Origin of the sequence: Pseudoalteromonas sp. SG43-6, from assembly GCF_014164365.1 — a bacterium.
Taxonomy (GTDB): Bacteria; Pseudomonadota; Gammaproteobacteria; order Enterobacterales; family Alteromonadaceae; genus Pseudoalteromonas; species Pseudoalteromonas rhizosphaerae.
The window spans coordinates 53,609-71,982 of sequence record NZ_JACJEZ010000021.1; the positions used below are offsets into that span (position 1 = coordinate 53,609).

Sequence of the window (18,374 nt, forward strand, 5' to 3'; positions counted from 1 at the left end):
AAACCACCAACCGAGTGGTCGAAGGTTCACTCTTTGAAGATACGTCCTGCACTCACCACTTTCTATTACTATTAAAGTTAATAGAAGATAACCGACGAGAGTCGGTTTTTTTATGCCTGAAATTTAATAGATCAAGTGTCAATGAGGTTTGCTTTGAGATATGACAATTGTATGAACTTTTTATGGAGGCCGTTTTTATAGGATAATTTCATTTATCATATGCCTGTTATTTTATCACACTATGAGTTTTACGATGATCTCAAGAAGACAATTTATTATTAGTGCCGGTACACTCGCTTTTATGGGGCTTTCTCGTAGTACTTTTGGCAAAGTACCATTTCTTGACGTGAGTGAGCATTTAAGTGCCTATGGTCCGTTAGTGACTGATCCTAACAAGTTACTCGATTTACCAGCAGGGTTTAGCTATCAAGTTATATCAAAACTGGGTGATAAAATGGATGATGGCTTTACAGTGCCAGATAAAGCCGATGGTATGGGCTGTATTGCCCTTGATGATGAGCGGGTTGCATTAGTCAGAAACCATGAATTAAAACCAACTGATTTAGCAAAAGCAGATGTTAGCTTACAAACGCATAAAACGTCATTTGCTTATGACACTACTGCGCAAGGTGTTGCTTTGCCAGGAGGCACAAGTCATATTATTTATAATTTAAAAACCGGTAAAAAAGAGCAAGAATATTTGTCACTCACTGGCACGATCCGCAATTGTGCAGGTGGTATTACCCCATGGGGTAGTTGGCTTACTTGCGAAGAGACTGTTCTGACTAAAGCGGATGGCTTTAATCAAGATCACGGTTATATTTTTGAGATACCAGCCAACGCTAAAGGACTAGTAAACCCTGAGCCTCTCAAGGCAATGGGGCGGTTTAACCACGAAGCAGCTGCTGTTGATCCAACAACCGGTATTGTTTATCTGACAGAAGATAAAGGCGATAGTTTATTTTATCGTTTTATTCCTAATGAATACGGTAAGTTGAGTAAAGGAGGTAAACTTCAAGCTATGATGATTAAAGCACAGCCACAGTTTGATACTCGTAATTGGGTTACAGGGGTAATGCCTTTACAACACAATATGGCCGTTGAATGGGTTGATTTGGCGCAACCTGAAAGTCCAAAAGACGATTTAAGAATACGCGGCCACAAACAAGGCGCTGCACTTTTCGCTCGTGGTGAAGGGATACATTGGGGTGAAAAAGAACTTTATTTTTGTTGCACTAATGGTGGTCAAAAGCAGCTTGGTCAAGTGATGAAGTATCAACCATCAGCATTTGAAGGAACAGATAAAGAGCATCTAGCTCCAGGACACGTTCAACTATTTGTAGAAAGCACAGATAAGTCGTTATTTAACTTTGGTGATAATCTCACTGTTGCACCTAACGGGCACTTGATCGTTTGTGAAGATCAGTATACCGACGTGGTAGATAACCATTTACGTGGCGTAACACCTAGTGGTGATGTATATAATTTTGCCCGCTTAACAGCGCAAACCGAGTTGGCGGGAGCTTGTTTTTCTGCTGATGGCAACACCTTATTTGTTAATGTGTATTCACCAACAAAAACATTAGCGATCACAGGACCATGGCAGAGTTTTAAAGGCTAACTGGTGATTATTTAATGCTTATATACAAGTGCACTATGGCTATTTAGTAGTGCTAAGTGAGTTAATTTAAAATGCAGCCTTGCTGATCCGCTTCATACCTTAAAGTATAAACCGGATCAGCAAAGTATTTAGCTCAATTATTAATAACAATAACCAAACTAAAATAACAGGCTGAAGTTTAGGCGCAGGGTACGCGGCTCAATTGGGTGGAAGTGATTATCTTCAACGCCTTCAATAGCTTCACCAGCTAAGCGTGACGTGTAAAAGTAGTCAATATCGTGATCCGTACTATCAAATATATTTAATAGCTCAAGGCCCACTTTCCAATGCGTTTGTTGATAACTTACTAAACCATTAATGACTGTAAGCGGCTCTGAGCGTTTATCGCCATCACTACTGAGTATCCGTTTGCCAATGTGGCGTACGCGCAGTGAAGACTGCCACTGCTGGGTAATATGCCAATTAATGCCAGTACTGGCAACCACAGGCACTGCACCTTCAATTCGATCGTCATTTGAATCGATATCTAAGCGTGAATGTGTAAATGAGGCCTCGGCGTCTAAACTCAAGGCATCATTAAGCCAATAATACGCACTGAGCTCTAAACCGTAGCGTTTTGATGCATCACTGGCTTCAGTGTTACCCGCATCACCCACAAATAATAATTCAGAATCTAAGCTTAGCCACCATAATGCCGCTGATAAATTAAACCGTTGGTGATCAAAGTAGCGTAAACCCAGCTCTGCGCCATTGCTTTGCACCAGTAAATCAACCTTATCAGCAGACTCAAGTGTCACCGGATCTTGTTTAATAGTCGCTCCACGCGTATCATTTGAATGATACGACTGCCCCCAGTTGGCATAACCGGCTAGGTTGTCATTAAACAGGTAATTTAAGCTGGCTTTAAAGCTAACCAAATCATCATCTGCACTGCCTGAATTAATACTGTTATTGCTATCAACATCTGCGTCAAAGTAATCATAACGCACACCAAATGTGGCTTCGAGTGCTTGGCTTAAATTTACTTGTGATTGCCAATAGGCTGAGTAGCTGGCTTCGTCTACAGCATCTTCACGCACAGTACTTAAGCGTTGGCGCTGCTTGGTATTGTATAAACCAACTTGATCAATATCATCGCGGCGATATTCCACACCAACTGTATGCTGGATTAGCATATCTGCAAGAGTATCAGCAAATTGATAACTCAGTGCGCCACCACTAATTGTCCGGCTATCGACTTGTTGGAACTGATCGCCATTAATAGGATCATTTAAAAAGTAAGAGAAGTTAGAAAACAAGTCCATGTCGTAGTTGATCACATAGGCATTGGCTTTAATGTGCTGGCCTTGCCAATTTGCCGATAAACTATAGCGACTAGAGCTGCCGCCTACGGTCGTATCGAGTGAACCTAGCGCACTGATAATACTTTGTTCAACTGCACGTTGTGGAATTTGATCTGCGGAATTCCAGCTGTTGTCATAAGCCATTGCCGTGACAGATAAATCGCCATCCCATGCTTTACCTACATAGCGTACTAGGGCATTTTTTTTATCTACATCTTCATTGATATCTTGCCAAGGGCCATCATAACCTTGCCACTCACCGGCAATAATAATTTTCCCGTTAGCAATCCCAATTGAGCCTAATGCCATCACTCGCTGGTAATTGTCTTCGCCAATTGAAAAGTCAAGTTGTTGATGTTTTGGGTTATCAGCTAGATTAAATTCAGCACTGCCAGCGGTTGAAAAGTCACCTTGAGCGGCGCCATACGCGCCTTTTTGATAATCTATAGTCGAAATTGTTTCAGGAATAATAAAGTTAAGGTCGGTGTAGCCTTGACCATGCCCATGGCTACGCATATTAATTGGCATACCATCAATGCTGGTGGCAAAGTCAGTACCATGGTCGAGATTAAAACCTCGGATAAAATATTGATTAGCTTTACCTGAGCCGCTGTGCTGTGTGACGGCCATACCTGGGATCAGTTCTAGCATTTCTGCGCTACGTAACATTGGACGGTTTTCTATTTCACCTTGGCCAATTACGCCACTTGATGCACTAATAGCCTCACCAATAAGTCCCGTGCGGTGTCCGTATATGGTAATTTCTTCAATGTTTGCAAGTACATTGGTAGAGCAAAACAAGCTACCAGATAGAATTAAAAAAGTGCGCATTATCATTTCCTTATAAATAGGTCGAAATGTTTATATTTAATACTAGTACGTTTTAAGATGTTAATCGGATGCAAATATTTGCTTGCTGTGGAAAATATGTTATTTTCAATAAAATATTCCAAAAATAAAAATCATAAGGAATTTAATTTTGATTGTAATGAAACTGAAAAAAGCGGGGCTGAATGTTTTCAGTGTGAGCTTAGTAACTGGGCTTTTTGGCTGTCAGAGTCAGCCACAGCAAGAGACTGTTGCATCGTTACAAGAGCAACATAAGACGTTCTATCAACAGGTGATGTTGGCTGCGCCTGTCTTACCGGCTGATTTAACAAATATTCCTATGCAGGCGCATTTAGTTGCTAATCGTGTTGCGCAATCGCACTATAAAACGGCGGCGCAGGTTAATTACAGTCAGTTAGGGTGGCAGCAACGCGTGGCAGCAGATTGGCACTATTTTGATATTCCGACATCGCAGGGTAAGTTGTTAGTAATTGATTACCAACAGCAAGGTAACCAACTAGCGTATCGTTATTTAGCAAATGGTACCCAGAATGATTTATATGAGCCATGGAGTTCATCTAAAATTCAAGCTTTTAGCGGTGCAATTGCAAAAGTACGGCAAATAAACCCAGAGCTTGGTGCACATGCGCTAATAGGTGATAGCAATGTTGCTGATTTGATCACTAGTATTAATAGCTACGAGCATTTTGGCAGCGCTGATGGAAACTCTAATGCAATAGCGAGCTACTTTATTAATGTTGCTGGGCGTGATTATTTAAGTAATTTATTTGCAGATAATTGGCTAAAGCTTAATGATTCTCGCATTATGTTTAAAGGTGCTTATGCTACAGAGACTTTTACTCCTAGCACGATTCGTTGGCAAAGTACTGATAGTGATGTTATTGCTAGCAATATCGCTTATTTTACTGTTAATACCGATGATCCTGCTTATTTAGACTACCGGTGTGATGGCTGTGGTTTAACCGGTAATAAAGCCATGACAACTTTGGCTCAAGCTGAGTGGTTAAAACGTTTAGCAAGCCACACTCGAGAGCCCTTAACTCAGCAGCCTTTACTACAAGCACAAGACATTGATGTACTATTTAATGGCACCGGCAATACGGATAAAACCGCTAAAGTGGGTGGTATGATGCAAGGGCTCAGTCAAATGATCACTGACTCTTTAGCGCAAGCGCTTGCACCAGACGATACTCGCCCAGCAAAACAAATTTTAGACGAGTTAACGCAGGGGCAATGGCGAGTTTGGCAAAAAATAGGTTGGGGTCCAAGCGAAACACGCTCAACCACAGAAACTGTCATGTTGGCTCATGTTTACTTACCGTTTATTCAAGGTGGACGCGAATTTACCTTAGCGGCACAAAATAGTGTGCCAGGTGCAAGTGAAAAAAATTTAGCCGTGGTTGGCTTAAAAATGCAGGCTAATTTTACGCATGCATTTAAACAGTTACTGATACCGCAAAAGCAATAATAAGTAGCACACAGCACGACTTACCAAGCAAATTGATAATAGGGAACCCACGAATGCGACATACATTTATCGCCCTGAGTATTTCATTAGCAAGTATTATTACCATGGCACCCGTCATTGCGGCGGCTAACACGTGGCAATCAGATGTCATCGGGGTCACTCAATCTCAATTAACCCCGCAGCACTGGTTAAGCCAAGTGACAGATAAAACTCTGATGAGTGCAGCGCAAATCGCGGCATTTAATAAACAATTGATTGCTGACAATGAACATATTGTCGATCCACTCGATTTTGCCTCTCAGCTAACTCGTGAGCAGTTAAAGGCATATATACTCAGTATTAGTGCGGTACCAAAAAGCCCGCGTTTTTACCCTAATGGCGTGGCATTAAGTAATAAGCATTTTGCAAAATATCTAGCCAATTTGAATTTAGACGCTGTGGCAGATAATAATCAAGTTAGTTATGCCATGGTGGTAAAGCGCTCAGTCCTGCGTACTTTTCCAACGTCGGACCGAGTATTAAATAGTGGCTTAGATAATGACTTAGACCGTTTTCAAGAAAGCGGATTGTTCCCCGGTGATACAGTGGCTATTTTGCATGAAAGTGCCGATAAGAAATGGTTACTTGTGCGCGCTTATAACTATCTAGCATGGGCGCCCAAAGCTGATATTGCGATATCGAATAAAAGCACACTTCGTGAATTTAAAAATAACGATGACTTTTTATTGATAACTGGCGCAAAAGTAAATACTGCTTACGTGCCTAATGATGCCACTACATCGCAAGTGCAATTGGACATGGGCGTTCGTCTGCCTCTAATGCCTGCAGAAAAAACCCCTCATTTATTAAATGGCCAAAACACCTACGCTAATTATGTTGTGCAACTGCCAACCCGCGGGGAACAAGGTCAGTTAGTTATTAAGCCTGCCTTGATCAGTCGCAGCAGTGATGTGCATTTAGGGTATTTACCTTACACCCAACAGCATTTGATAAAACAAGGGTTTAAATTTTTAGGCGAACGCTACGGTTGGGGACACGACTATAATGGCCGTGACTGCACTGGTTTTGTTGGCGAAATATATAAATCATTTGGTCTATTAATGCCGCGTAATTCAGGTCAGCAGGGGAAGGGGGAGTATGGTACTAATCACCGTTTTGATAAAACCAGCAATGAAAGCGATAAATTAGCGGTAATTAATAACATGCAAGTGGGCGATTTAATTTATATACCAGGCCATGTAATGATGTACTTAGGTGAACAAGACGGTCAACCGTATGTGATCCATGATGTTAAAGGGTTGGGTTATAACAAGGCTGATGGTAGTTTTTATTCAAGTTCACTTAATGGGGTATCGGTAACGCCTTTATTGCCACTGCGTTTATCGCAAACTCAGAGCTATTTAGACCGTACTTATAATATTAAGCGTATTCGCTAGGAGTTAAAAATGAAGATTACGGCGATACGTTTTGCCAAACTTAAAGTGCCATTAGTTACGCCGTTCAAAACAGCGCTGCGTGAAGTGAGCTATATTGAAGACTTAGTGGTGTTAATTGAAACCGATAAAGGCGAAATTGGCTATGGTGCTGCGGCATCTACGCCAGTAATAACCGGTGATACTCACCAAAGTATCCTTAGCGTTATTAAACAATTTATAGCGCCAAAACTAATTGGTATGGAAATCGAAAACCTCAATCAAATTTGCCAAGTGATCCAATCAAGTGTGGTGGCAAATTACAGCGCTAAAGCCGCACTCGAGCTGGCTGTTTATGACTTGTGGGGTAAATTATATCAAGCGCCGCTGTATAAATTGCTCGGCGGTGGTAGTCAAACATTACGAACTGATATCACTATTAGCGTTGATAATATTGATAAAATGCTCAGTGATTGTGCTGTGGCTGTAGCGCAAGGTTTTGATATTTTAAAAGTAAAAATTGGCAATGATTTACAGCAAGATATCGAACGAGTGAAAGCGATTTATCAAGGTTTTGGCCAGCAAACGCAAATTCGTTTGGATGTAAATCAGGGCTGGAATGCTAAACAAACGGTGTTTGTTTTACAGCAATTAGAAAGCCACAATGTTGAATTAGAACTTGTTGAACAGCCAGTGAAAAGTGATGATTTTAAAGGTTTAAAGTATATTACTGAGCGGGTAAATACGCCGATCATGGCTGACGAAAGTGCCTTTTCGCCCAAGCAAGTAATTCAATTATTAGAGCAAAATGCTGTTGATATTATCAATATCAAAGTCATGAAAACGGGTGGCTTAAGTCGTGCTATTGAAATTGCCAATATTACTGCACAGTATCAAGCTGATTGTATGATCGGTTGCATGTTAGAAGGCAGTATTGCCGTTGCAGGTGCTGCGCATTTAGCGTCTGCAAAAGCCCAGCAGATCAGTAAAATAGACTTAGACGGTCCAGCGCTTGGACAATATGATCCGGTGCAAGGCGGTGTGGAATTTAATGGCCCAGCGATCACGTTAAGTGATGGTCCTGGCTTGGGGATTAAAAGTATCGACACATTACAACCGATAAACGATGGAATTTGGCCGTTATGAAAAAAATAATAATAACATTAATCACCACAGCAGCCCTCAGCGGCTGTGCAAATAGTGCAAGTACATCAGCAGCTGCAAGTGCTGCAGTTATCCCACAGCAAAGCCAACAGTTAGTGGTGGTGGTTGCAGATGATTGGCAAGCCATTGCCGCACAATTGTATCGATTTGAGCGTGTTGCAGGACAATGGCAACAACAAGGCCAAGGTCACAGTGTGGTACTTGGGCGCACCGGTCTTGCGTGGGGTATAGGTTTACACCCAGCTCAAGCGGGCGAACAAAAACAAGAAGGCGATGGTAAAGCTCCCGCTGGTATTTTTGAACTCGGCACCGCGTTTGGTTATTTAGATTCATTAAAAACCAATATGACCTACCAAGGCATGACTGCTGACGACTATTGTGTTGATGTCAAAGGTTCGCCATTTTATAACCAGCTAGTTAATAAGTCAGTGGTAGGAGAGGCTGCTGTCAAAGACTCGTCAGAGTGGATGCGCCGTGATATTTACAGCCAAGATAACCTTTACAAAAAAGGCTTAGTGGTTAAGCACAATAGTCAAAATGTTGATGGTGCAGGCAGTTGTATCTTTATGCATTTATGGCGCGCAGAAAATAAACCAACTGCCGGTTGTACTGCAATGACTGAGCAGAATATGGATACCTTGTTAGCTTGGTTAGATGAACAGAAAAAACCATTGTTAGTGAGCTTACCTAGCGAACAATATCAACAAAAACAATTGCTTTGGAAGTTGCCAGCGATTAAATAATACGTGTAAAGCCACGCGATCGCGTGGCTTTACAAAGTAAATAATAAAATTGTTTTCTTTTTATTAATTTAATGGAATAATATATTCCATTGGTTGGTTTGAAATTGGGATAATAAATGAGTGCACAATACACCTTGCTTGATTGGCTCGTATTCGCAAGCTACGGAGCAATTTTATTACTCAGTGGTTGGTGGTTTAACCGTAAGCGCGCCAACTCAAGTAAAGACTTCTTTTTAGGCGGTAATAGTATGCCGACCTGGATGGTGGCTATTTCGGTATTAGCTACTTCACAGTCTGCTGCCACTTTTATTGGTGGACCTGATCAGGGTTATCAAGGTGATTTATCGTATTTAGCGACGAACATTGGCGCATTCATAGCTGCATTTATTGTTTCTATTTTTCTGATCCCTAAGTTTTATCAACAAAAAGTGTACACCGTTTATGAACTGCTTGAAAAGCGCATAGGGCCAAAAGCTAAACGCCGCAGCGGCTTAATGTATTTATTTGGCCGAGTGTTCGCCAGTGGCGCACGTCTATATATGGCCGCGATTGCAGTAGCGATGATTTTATACGGTAATATAGCCGCAGAAAGTGTGATTATAGCGACTTTGCTATTAGCACTTGCGGGTTTGTTGTATACCGTATTTGGTGGTATTCGCAGTGTAATTTATTCTGATGTGCTGCAAAGTGTCGTATATGTCAGTGCTGCGATTGCCGTTATCTGGTGTTTGTTGGTACTGATCCCCGCTGATTTTTCAACTATTTTAGCAACCTTAAATGAGCCAACCCCCGGTGCTGATTCAAAGCTGGCGATTTTCAAATTTGATTTAGATTTTGGCCCAAGTGGGGTGTTCAATATGGCGTCGGTATTAACCGGCTTTGTATTACTTAACATTGCCGCCTTTGGTCTTGATCAAGATATGACACAGCGTCTACTGACGTGTAAGAGTGACAAAGAAGGCAGTAAAGCATTACTACTTTCTATCGTGATGGTTATTCCCGTGATGTTGGTATTTATCTTTATTGGTTTATTACTTTATATCGTTTATCAGCAGCCAGCATTAATGAACAGTGACGGTGCGCAAGTCGTACAAGAATTTAATGGTGAAAAAATCACTATTTTTATGTACTACGTACTTAATGAGGCTCCTGCTGGTGTTAAAGGTTTAGTTAGCGTCGGTATCATTGCCGCGGCCATTTCAACATTAAACTCCGGTTTAAGCTCGATGTCGTCGGTCATTGTACAAGATTTATATCGACCTTATTTAGCAGCTAAAAATAAGCAAGTTGCCGATAACCATTTTGTTAAAGCCGGGCGTATTGGCATGGCGGTTGTGAGCCTATCATTAGCATTAATGGCCATAGTTTGTTATTTCTGGCAGCAATACAGTGATATGCCGCTTCTTAAGTTTGCGCTGAGTGTCATGGTGTTTTCGTACAGTGGTTTACTGGGCGTGTATTTTACAACACTATTTACTAAACGTGGCAGTGAAGGCTCAGTATTGGCGGCGTTAATTGTCGGCTTTATGATCACTTTATTCATGCAACCATACATCATTGATTGGTTATTGCCGGCAGCAGATCGCTTCTATTTAGGCTTTACTTGGCAGTTATGTATTGGTACTGCGTTGTCGACTCTAGTGTGTTGTTTAGGTAAACCTCAACTTGCCCAGCGCGGCCAGTCAGCTGTAGGAGCCCAATAGGCATGAACATTGACTATATACTAGCTATTGATGGCGGGGGTACCAAAACGCTGGCGAAATTAGTGAATTTACATAGCGCTGAAGAATTTACTGCGCAGGCTGGTGCAGCCTCAGTTTATAACGATTTTAATACGGCGCTTACTAGTTTACAGCAAGTGATCACTAGCGTATGTGCACAAAGTGGCGCTAAGCATAGCCAAATTTTGGCGGTAATGGGACTTGCGGGCGGCTCGTCTAAAGTGTTGGCTGAGCGAGTAACTGCAAGCTTACAGCTAGACTGCGATATTAAATTTGCGCAATTGAGTATTGTTAGCGATGCAATCACTTCATTATATGGTGCAAATCTAGGTCAGCCAGTTGCAATGTTAGCGTTAGGAACGGGCGCTGTAGCAGCAAGATTATCCGCTGATGGAGAAACAAAATTAATTGGCGGCTGGGGTTTTTCTGTTGATGATTTTGGCGGTGGTGCGCGCCTAGGGTTAAGTGCTGTGCAATGCTTGTTAGATGAAATAGACCGCTTTGAGCAACCTAAAAGCCTGCTAACGCAACAGCTGAGTGAACAAGTTGGCCGTGAGCGAGAACAAATATCAAGTTGGTTAATGAAGGCCAAAGCGTTAGATTATGCGCGTTTTAGCCCTTTAATCTTTAGTTTAAAAACACAGTGTATAATAGCCGATACGGTGCTTAGTGAGCATGTTCGACAAGTCGAGAGATTGATTGAAAAATGTCGTGGTCAGAGCCAGTTACCAGTCATAATTATTGGCGGTTTAGCGGACGTAACTATTGCATTATTAAATGAAAATACACAACTGAATTTATCTCCCCGGCAAGGGGATTCGTTAGCCGGTGCGGTGATTTTAGCCAGCGACCGCATTAAACAAATTGAATACACAAGGATTACACAATGAGCCCTGAGTCTAATTTTAATCAGCAGCGTGCACTTTTAGAAGAGCTGAACGGGATTGTGTCAGAAGGACAAAATTTAGATACGTTGGATATAGATTTACTCGATAGTCGCGAAATTTTAACCAAAATAAATTTGGAAGATCAAAAAGTTGCCGCTGCTGTAAAGTTAGTGATCCCAGAGATAGCCAAAGCGGTCGATCATATTGTAACGGCATTTAAGCAAGGCGGTCGTTTAATTTATATTGGTGCCGGCACCAGTGGTCGCTTAGGTATTTTAGATGCTGTGGAATGCGCGCCAACTTACAGTGTCAGCGATCAACAAGTAATGGGAATAATTGCTGGTGGCGAAACGGCTTTTAAAAAAGCAGTTGAAGGTGCCGAAGATAGCTTAAAATTAGGCGTAGAAGATCTTAAAGCCGTTAATCTACAAGCTAAAGATGTCGTGGTAGGGATTGCCGCTAGTGGCCGTACACCTTATGTGCGAGCAGCCATTGAGTATGCAAAATCAATAGGATGTATCACCGTTGGAGTAACCTGTAATCCTAACTCCGCGGTAATGAAACTACCTGATATTGGTATTTGCCCGGTAGTTGGCGCTGAAGCGGTAACTGGTTCAACACGTATGAAATCGGGTACTGCACAAAAGTTAGTATTAAATATGCTCAGCACAGCCAGTATGATCCGCACCGGTAAAGTCTATAAAAACTTGATGGTTGATGTGAATGCCAGCAATGAAAAGCTGCATGCTCGTGCGATCCGCATCGTAATGCAAGCAACCGATTGCACTCATCAGCAAGGAGTCGATGCGCTTGCCCAAGCAAAACAAAGTGCTAAATTGGCTATTTTAATCATCTTAACAGGCAAAGATGCCGCCCAAGCTGAGCAAATGTTAACCCAAGCGGATGGTTTTTTACGAAAAGCGGTGGAACTATAAATGTTAATTAGATTATTGGTTATATTACAATGCCTAATTTTGAGCGCATGCGCCCACAACAGCACTGACGATGCAATCTTAACTGATACACCGCAAGTAAATTTAAGTGTTGGCGCTTTACAATATCAGCAGTACCTACCACAACTTGAGGGCAAACGAGTTGGCTTAGTCGTTAATCAAACTTCACAAGTTAATGACACCCATATAGTCGACTTACTGCGTGATAAAGGCGTGAATGTTACTAAAATATTTGCCCCTGAACATGGTTTTCGTGGCGACCACGATGCCGGCGCGCATGTAAAAAATACGGTGGATGCAAAGACCGGTATTGATGTGGTGTCTATTTTCGGCAGTAATAAAAAGCCAGATACCGCTTTATTAAGCGAATTAGACGTGATTATTTTTGATATTCAAGATGTTGGTGTGCGTTTTTACACTTATATCAGCTCAATGCATTACATGATGGAAGCTGCTGCTGAGAATAACATTGATTTTATTGTACTTGATAGGCCAAACCCGAATATTGCTTATGTTGATGGGCCAGTTTTAGAGTTAAAATTTCAGTCTTTCGTTGGCATGCATGAAATTCCTGTATTACATGGTATGACAGTGGGCGAGCTGGCAAAAATGATCAAAGGTGAAGGGTGGATAAATAAAGCTTCGTCACTAAACTTGACGGTTGTGCCTGTGGCGCATTATCGCCGCGATATGACGTATAGTTTACCTGTTCAGCCAAGCCCTAATTTACCAAATGATCAGTCAATTGCATTGTATCCATCATTATGCTTTTTTGAAGCAACACCAATTACAATTGGCCGTGGTACAGACTTTCCATTTCAAGTGATAGGTTATTCACCGATTGCGTTAGGGGAGTTTAGTTTCACTCCGCGTGCTATTGAGGGGGCATCAATGAACCCTAAATTTAAAGGGATAGAGGTGCAAGGTCTTGATTTACGAGACAGTACAATCAAAGGACTAGATTTAAGTTTATTTATTACAGCCTACAAAACTTTAATGCAAAACGAGCAAACGTTCTTTGAACGTGCTGGCTTTATGGATAAACTTGCAGGCACTGATAAGCTGCGTTTAGCTATCGAAGCCGGCCAAACAGAGCTGCAAATCAAACAAAGCTGGCAACAAGATCTAGCTCGCTTTAAACAGCAACGCGCAGCATATTTGTTATATCAATAAGACTATTTTCATTTATAAACCTTTCAAACGCAGCTTAGGCTGCGTTTTTAGTTTTCAATTAATGTTGTCTTGTTTTAGCGTCAATCTCAAAACAGTAAAAATAGTCTCCATAAATGAACCACTACAATTAGTGGGGGTATTTGTAGCAGATGTATGGACTCCTCCCCATTAACGGGAGTGTACGGTATAAAGAAACTGCAGAGAATCTTTTACCAAATTAGGAGTCCATACATGGCATATTGTAATTTAGTTGCTATTGATTTAGCAAAAAATACTTTCCAAGCGGCGCAGTTTAAAGGCAACAAACTGATGTCCAATAAATCAGTTAACCGTCAAACGCTGCTTGAGTTATTAGTTAAAGCAAAACCGTCGGTTGTTGCTATGGAGGCATGCGCAAGCGCCCAGCATTTTGCGCGCACTGCGCAGTCTTTTGGTCATGATGTAATACTCCTTGACCCTTTGTTCGTGAAAGCATTTAGACAGGGGCAAAAAACAGATGCGAACGATGCAATCGCAATAGCCGTTGCCAGTCGAGTCCCGAATGTTCGTTCGTGTAAAATTCTTACCATTGAAGAGCAGGCTTTACAGTCACTTAGCAAAGTAAGAGCGTTAGCAGATAAACAAAAAATTCAGTTATCAAACCAAATACGCGGGCTACTCCTTGAGTTTGGTATTGTGATTAACCAAAGTGAGGCCGCATTTAAAGCAGCCATACCCGATATTTTAGAAGATGCAGAAAACACACTGCCGCTAGAACTAAAGCATGCTCTCGCGCTCAGCTATTCACTTTATAAACAGCAGTGTGACAATAAGGTAGAGCTGCAAAAACAAATAGAGCGTATTGCAAAACAAAATGATGGCTGTCAACGCTTAATGGCTCTCGAAGGAGTCGGCCCAATCACGGCTATCGAGCTCCTGTCTTTTTTAGGTAACACGACACAGTTTAACGATGGAAGAAGTGCTGCGGCGTGTGCAGGAGTGACACCATTACAGCATTCGACAGGTGGCAAAGCAAAGATAGGGCGCATACCCAAAAGACGAGGTGGTGCATTAAGACGAAACCTATTTTTAGGCGCTCGCTCAGTAGTGAGTAAATTAAAAAACAGAGAAGCCACGACAGAAAAAGAACGATGGATAAAAAACCTTCTAATAAGAAAAGGTGTCAAGTGCGCCGCTATTGCATTAGCAAACAAAACAATGCGAACAGCCTACGTCTTACTCAAAAATGGAACGAGTTATGAAGCAAGATTATTAACCGCGTAAAAATAAAAAGTCAGTAAACAAAAGAATTGAACAAGCCAAGATAGAGCATTAAGTGGTGAGACCCACCCTTGAGAGCCTGAAAAATCGCTAGTGTACGAAGATACCGTGTAGCAGATAAGGCACAAGGGCGCGAAAACATCAAAGTGGCCGAGGTAGCGCCTCATTAGAGCCCGTATATAAGCACGCAATCACATCATTTTAATGTAAAAAGGCTTGTGCAATAGGAGGAGTCCATATAAGCGAGTTTACCTCGCGACAATAACGTTAAACCTTTGCCTACATATTGGGATAAACCGCGACCTGCATTTTAACTTTGCCAAAGGTGGGTTAAAAACAAATAAGGTATTTGTTTTGTATTGGGATGATTTGAGTTATTAGTCATTAAAAAGGGCATTAAAAAGGCCACAATTGTGGCCTTACCATGGATGGGGAAATAAGCGCCCATTGAGCGCTTACTTTAATCCATAAGATTAAAACTTAAAGTTAACTGATAACTGCAAGCTACGTGGATTGTAGTAGCTACGCGATTCACCAAATTTCTCTTCAAGTACATACGGGTTTTTGTTATAACCTGTTTGACGATTAAATACGTTGAAGAGATCAGCACGAAATTGTAGTTCCATATCACCAGAGAACTTAAAGTCTTGCGTATAGTTTAAGTCAAGTTGCCAATGGCTAGCAGTGCGACGACTACCAGCAGACTCTGCATAGCGGCTAATATGGCTTGTAGGGTAGCCATATGTTGTTCCATCCCATGCTTCCCATGCTTTACCTGATTGGAATACGAAGTACGCCCCTAAGTTAGCTTCCCAAGGAAGAGTATAGTAACCGTATACTTTTAACAGGTGAGGTTTATCACCTGAGAGTGTGCCATAACGGTTATCCCATGAATAACGACCACGGCCATCACCATAGTAAGATGAACCAATAAAGTTATTCGCATCATTGCTTGTTGTGGTGTTATCTTGGTCAAAGTTGCCATAGTAGTGACTCCACACATATGAAGCGTTTACGTAGCTATTCTCACCCAAGTATTCGGCTTCAATACTCGCTTCCCAGTATTTGGTTTCGCCGCCATCAACCTCTGCAATTACATACGATGAACCACCAATTTCGTCGCGAATATCAGCTAAGTTAGCTACATATAAGCCTTTATCTGCAATGTGTTGCGGTACACCTTCGGCATCAACACCTGAGTAATCAGTTAGACGCGCATTGTTTGGCATATCCTCCCAAAAGTGCATGCCTTTACGGTGACGAACATGGGCACGTAATACTAAGTCAGAACCAACATACTTAGTGGTTCCGATAGTAAATTCGTTAATACGACGTGGTTTCATATCATCTTGGAATACTTTACCAGATGAACCATTTCTAGGTGAAGATGATAAAATATTGCCAGCTTCATCTAGTAATAACTCAATTTCGGCACGAGTGTTTCGATCCCATGATGCTGCGCGAGATAATGAACTCGCTTCAGGATTATAAATCGCAAAGTTTGCAAATACGGAATCTTCGTCAGAATAAGTCCATGTTGCACCTAAACGAGGTTGCAGCATATCTTTCCAGTTGGTTTGGTACATTTGGTACTTGTGACCAGGAGCAACTTCATAGCCAGAAATAGTACCAGATTTAGCTTTTAAGCCTTGACCATACCAAGTGTCTTGGCTGACCAATAATCCTAAGTTATAAGTCCAATCACCCAATTCTATAGTATCGTTAATTTCAAAGTTTAGGCTGCGTGTTTCAGAGTTAATGCCTGATACAGGCGCGCCATCAGCCGTTGCTAAACTCATTTGTTGGACTCGAGCACGGTAGATAGCATTTGCAGGGTCAAAACCATCAGTGTTTGCATCAGCATCAACTAAGCCACCAATGTATGCAATTGAACCCCAACCGTTAGAGAGTCTGGTTAGTTGCTCTTCGCCTTCTTCCCATTTTGCACCAAAATGGAGTATGTGGTATGCATCGCCCCAGCTAAGTTCATGTTCTAAACTAACTTCAAAGGAATCACGATAAAAGTTTTGATTGTCATAAGTTGCGTATGCACCAACACCACCACCGCCTTTCATCACTGCGTCTTCAAGATAGCCATAGGTATTAATTAATGCATTTGCGCCAGCATTATATGCGGCGATTTGTGCTTCGCTAAATCCTTCATCTGGGTCATAACTTCTTAAGCTTGGGACAGAGAAATAACCCATTTGAGCTAAGTCATCAATACCAAGTTGGCTTGATAAAGAAGGGATTACACTCAATGGTGTATCAGGTTGTGAGCCTGTTTCTAATTCAAACTTACTATATTGGAACGAAAGTGTGGTTGCTGATCCTAAGATCCATGAACCATCTAAAGTAAAGATATCTTGATCAGCTTTACTGCCGACAGATACAGTGTCCATCTCGTAAGCACCAATCGAATCGCCTTTCACTTCTTTATCTGAGGTACGTTGTGAGATATTTATCAAAATATCATCAGTTGGTGCCCAGGTTAATTTACCAAAGTATTCGTCGCGGATACTCTCATAATCTTTTACTTCGCCATAGGCTGTGTTTTTGTTTGCTTTGGTCTCTTCAGGACGGTAATAAGAGGTATAAAAATATAATGTATCTTCAATCAGTGGACCGCTTAAACTTGCGGTTAACCAGTTTTTATCAAGCTCAAAGCTCTCTTCACCTACTGGCGTTGCAACAAAGGTTTTTGGTTGTATTTTGTATTCTATATTACCGTGAAACTCATCCGTACCAGATTTTGATACTGTGTCAATTGAAAAGCCACCAGAACGGTTAAAGCCAACCGCTTTTGCACCACCTCTGTCCATAGTAACAAAGGCAACATCGTGTGTTGATGGCTCTGAAGCTAAGTTGCCATACATCGGCAATGACACATTAACACCATCAAAGCCATATGAGTTATCAACACCTGATCCACCAGCTGATGGGCCCAACGTTGAATTTGCCGAAAGTTCTATACCAGGGACAAGCTTTAAAAGGTCTCGGTAATCTTGACCTACAGGGACATTATTAATTCCCTCTTCACCTAATGAGTTTGTGAGTGCTGATTTACCTTGGCGAAATAGTTTACTGCCTGTCACTGTAATTACTTCAACATTATCTTTTTTACCGCCAAGAACAACATTAGCACTTGAGGTTTGCTCTAGCAGTACATCAACAGTTATTGTTTGTGTAACGCCGCTGCTGTCTTCAAAGGTCAGCTCATAAGTGCCTGGTTTTAGTTGCGGGAGATCATAACTGCCATCTTCACGGGTTACCACCGTACGCGCTTTTGGCATGACGTTACTACGTGCAGTAATGGTAATACCCGCTAGTGGTTGGTTTGCTTGCTCGGTTTTTACCTTACCTTTAATGCTACCGTTTAAATTCGCGAATGCAGGAGCACTTGCTAGCGAGGCAGCTATTATAGCGGTGGTTATTGCAGTTTTTGGCACTCGCAGAGCGCGATGTGTGGCCTGCGCTAACGAGCTTATAGTGAAGGTTGGTACATGTTTTTTCATTGTTTTCCCCGTCCTTATTATAATTAACTTATAGCTCTGAACTTTGTTGATTCCCCAAACAGAGTTATAAACTTTGATCAATTGTTGCTATTCCATTAAACATGCGTTGCCATTAATGGTCAAGAATAAACTCTTCCTTATTTTTGTTGTATCTATAAATAAAATATATAAAAACTGGTTTCGTTATATTTTTTGTCAATATAAGCGTAAGGCTGGGGGAGTGTTTTCGCGATTTTTAGCGCAGTTACTCATATTTAATGTATTG

12 protein-coding genes are annotated in these 18,374 nt (G+C 41.5%); 10 read left to right on the forward strand and 2 right to left on the reverse strand.

Annotated elements, in window-relative coordinates:
- The first annotated feature begins 253 nt into the window (after nt 1-253).
- On the forward strand, nt 254-1,621 hold the full coding sequence (locus tag H5201_RS10805) for an alkaline phosphatase PhoX (RefSeq protein ID WP_149981742.1): 1,368 nt from the start codon (nt 254-256) through the stop codon (nt 1,619-1,621).
- A gap of 158 nt (nt 1,622-1,779) precedes the next feature.
- Here the strand turns inward: H5201_RS10805 and H5201_RS10810 are convergent, their stop codons facing one another.
- Entirely contained in the window at nt 1,780-3,795 is a 2,016-nt protein-coding gene (locus H5201_RS10810; protein ID WP_182784558.1) for a TonB-dependent receptor, read from the reverse strand.
- Between the two features lie 148 nt (nt 3,796-3,943).
- Between H5201_RS10810 and H5201_RS10815 the strand changes: the two genes are divergently transcribed.
- The 9 genes from H5201_RS10815 to H5201_RS10855 all read left to right on the forward strand — a co-directional run bounded on the left by H5201_RS10815 (nt 3,944) and on the right by H5201_RS10855 (nt 14,597).
- Nucleotides 3,944-5,281 carry a hypothetical protein gene (locus H5201_RS10815; protein WP_182739910.1) on the forward strand — a complete coding sequence of 446 codons (1,338 nt, stop codon included), beginning with the start codon at nt 3,944-3,946 and terminating at the stop codon, nt 5,279-5,281.
- A gap of 53 nt (nt 5,282-5,334) precedes the next feature.
- A complete protein-coding gene (locus H5201_RS10820; protein ID WP_182784560.1) occupies nt 5,335-6,717 on the forward strand; it encodes an NlpC/P60 family protein in 1,383 nt (460 codons plus the stop codon).
- A 9-nt stretch (nt 6,718-6,726) separates the two neighbouring features.
- Nucleotides 6,727-7,839 carry a mandelate racemase/muconate lactonizing enzyme family protein gene (locus tag H5201_RS10825; RefSeq protein WP_182739908.1) on the forward strand — a complete coding sequence of 371 codons (1,113 nt, stop codon included), beginning with the start codon at nt 6,727-6,729 and terminating at the stop codon, nt 7,837-7,839.
- The gene (locus tag H5201_RS10830; RefSeq protein WP_145240855.1) at nt 7,836-8,600 is read left to right on the forward strand and encodes a L,D-transpeptidase; all 765 of its coding nucleotides are present in this window, start codon (nt 7,836-7,838) and stop codon (nt 8,598-8,600) included. Before H5201_RS10825 ends, H5201_RS10830 begins: the two co-directional genes overlap by 4 nt.
- A 116-nt stretch (nt 8,601-8,716) precedes the next feature.
- On the forward strand, nt 8,717-10,303 hold the full coding sequence (locus H5201_RS10835; protein WP_182718009.1) for a sodium:solute symporter: 1,587 nt from the start codon (nt 8,717-8,719) through the stop codon (nt 10,301-10,303).
- Nucleotides 10,304-10,305: 2 nt separating this feature from the next.
- On the forward strand, nt 10,306-11,211 hold the full coding sequence (locus H5201_RS10840) for a BadF/BadG/BcrA/BcrD ATPase family protein (RefSeq protein WP_145240859.1): 906 nt from the start codon (nt 10,306-10,308) through the stop codon (nt 11,209-11,211).
- On the forward strand, nt 11,208-12,143 hold the full coding sequence (murQ, locus tag H5201_RS10845) for an N-acetylmuramic acid 6-phosphate etherase (RefSeq protein WP_145240861.1): 936 nt from the start codon (nt 11,208-11,210) through the stop codon (nt 12,141-12,143). Before H5201_RS10840 ends, murQ begins: the two co-directional genes overlap by 4 nt.
- On the forward strand, nt 12,144-13,334 hold the full coding sequence (locus H5201_RS10850; RefSeq protein ID WP_182784562.1) for an exo-beta-N-acetylmuramidase NamZ domain-containing protein: 1,191 nt from the start codon (nt 12,144-12,146) through the stop codon (nt 13,332-13,334).
- Between the two features lie 231 nt (nt 13,335-13,565).
- Nucleotides 13,566-14,597 (forward strand): IS110 family transposase, encoded by a 1,032-nt coding sequence (locus H5201_RS10855; protein WP_182784564.1) that lies wholly within the window; start codon nt 13,566-13,568, stop codon nt 14,595-14,597.
- A 470-nt stretch (nt 14,598-15,067) separates the two neighbouring features.
- Here the strand turns inward: H5201_RS10855 and H5201_RS10860 are convergent, their stop codons facing one another.
- Entirely contained in the window at nt 15,068-18,109 is a 3,042-nt protein-coding gene (locus H5201_RS10860) for a TonB-dependent receptor (RefSeq protein WP_182784566.1), read from the reverse strand.
- Nucleotides 18,110-18,374 lie beyond the last annotated feature (265 nt).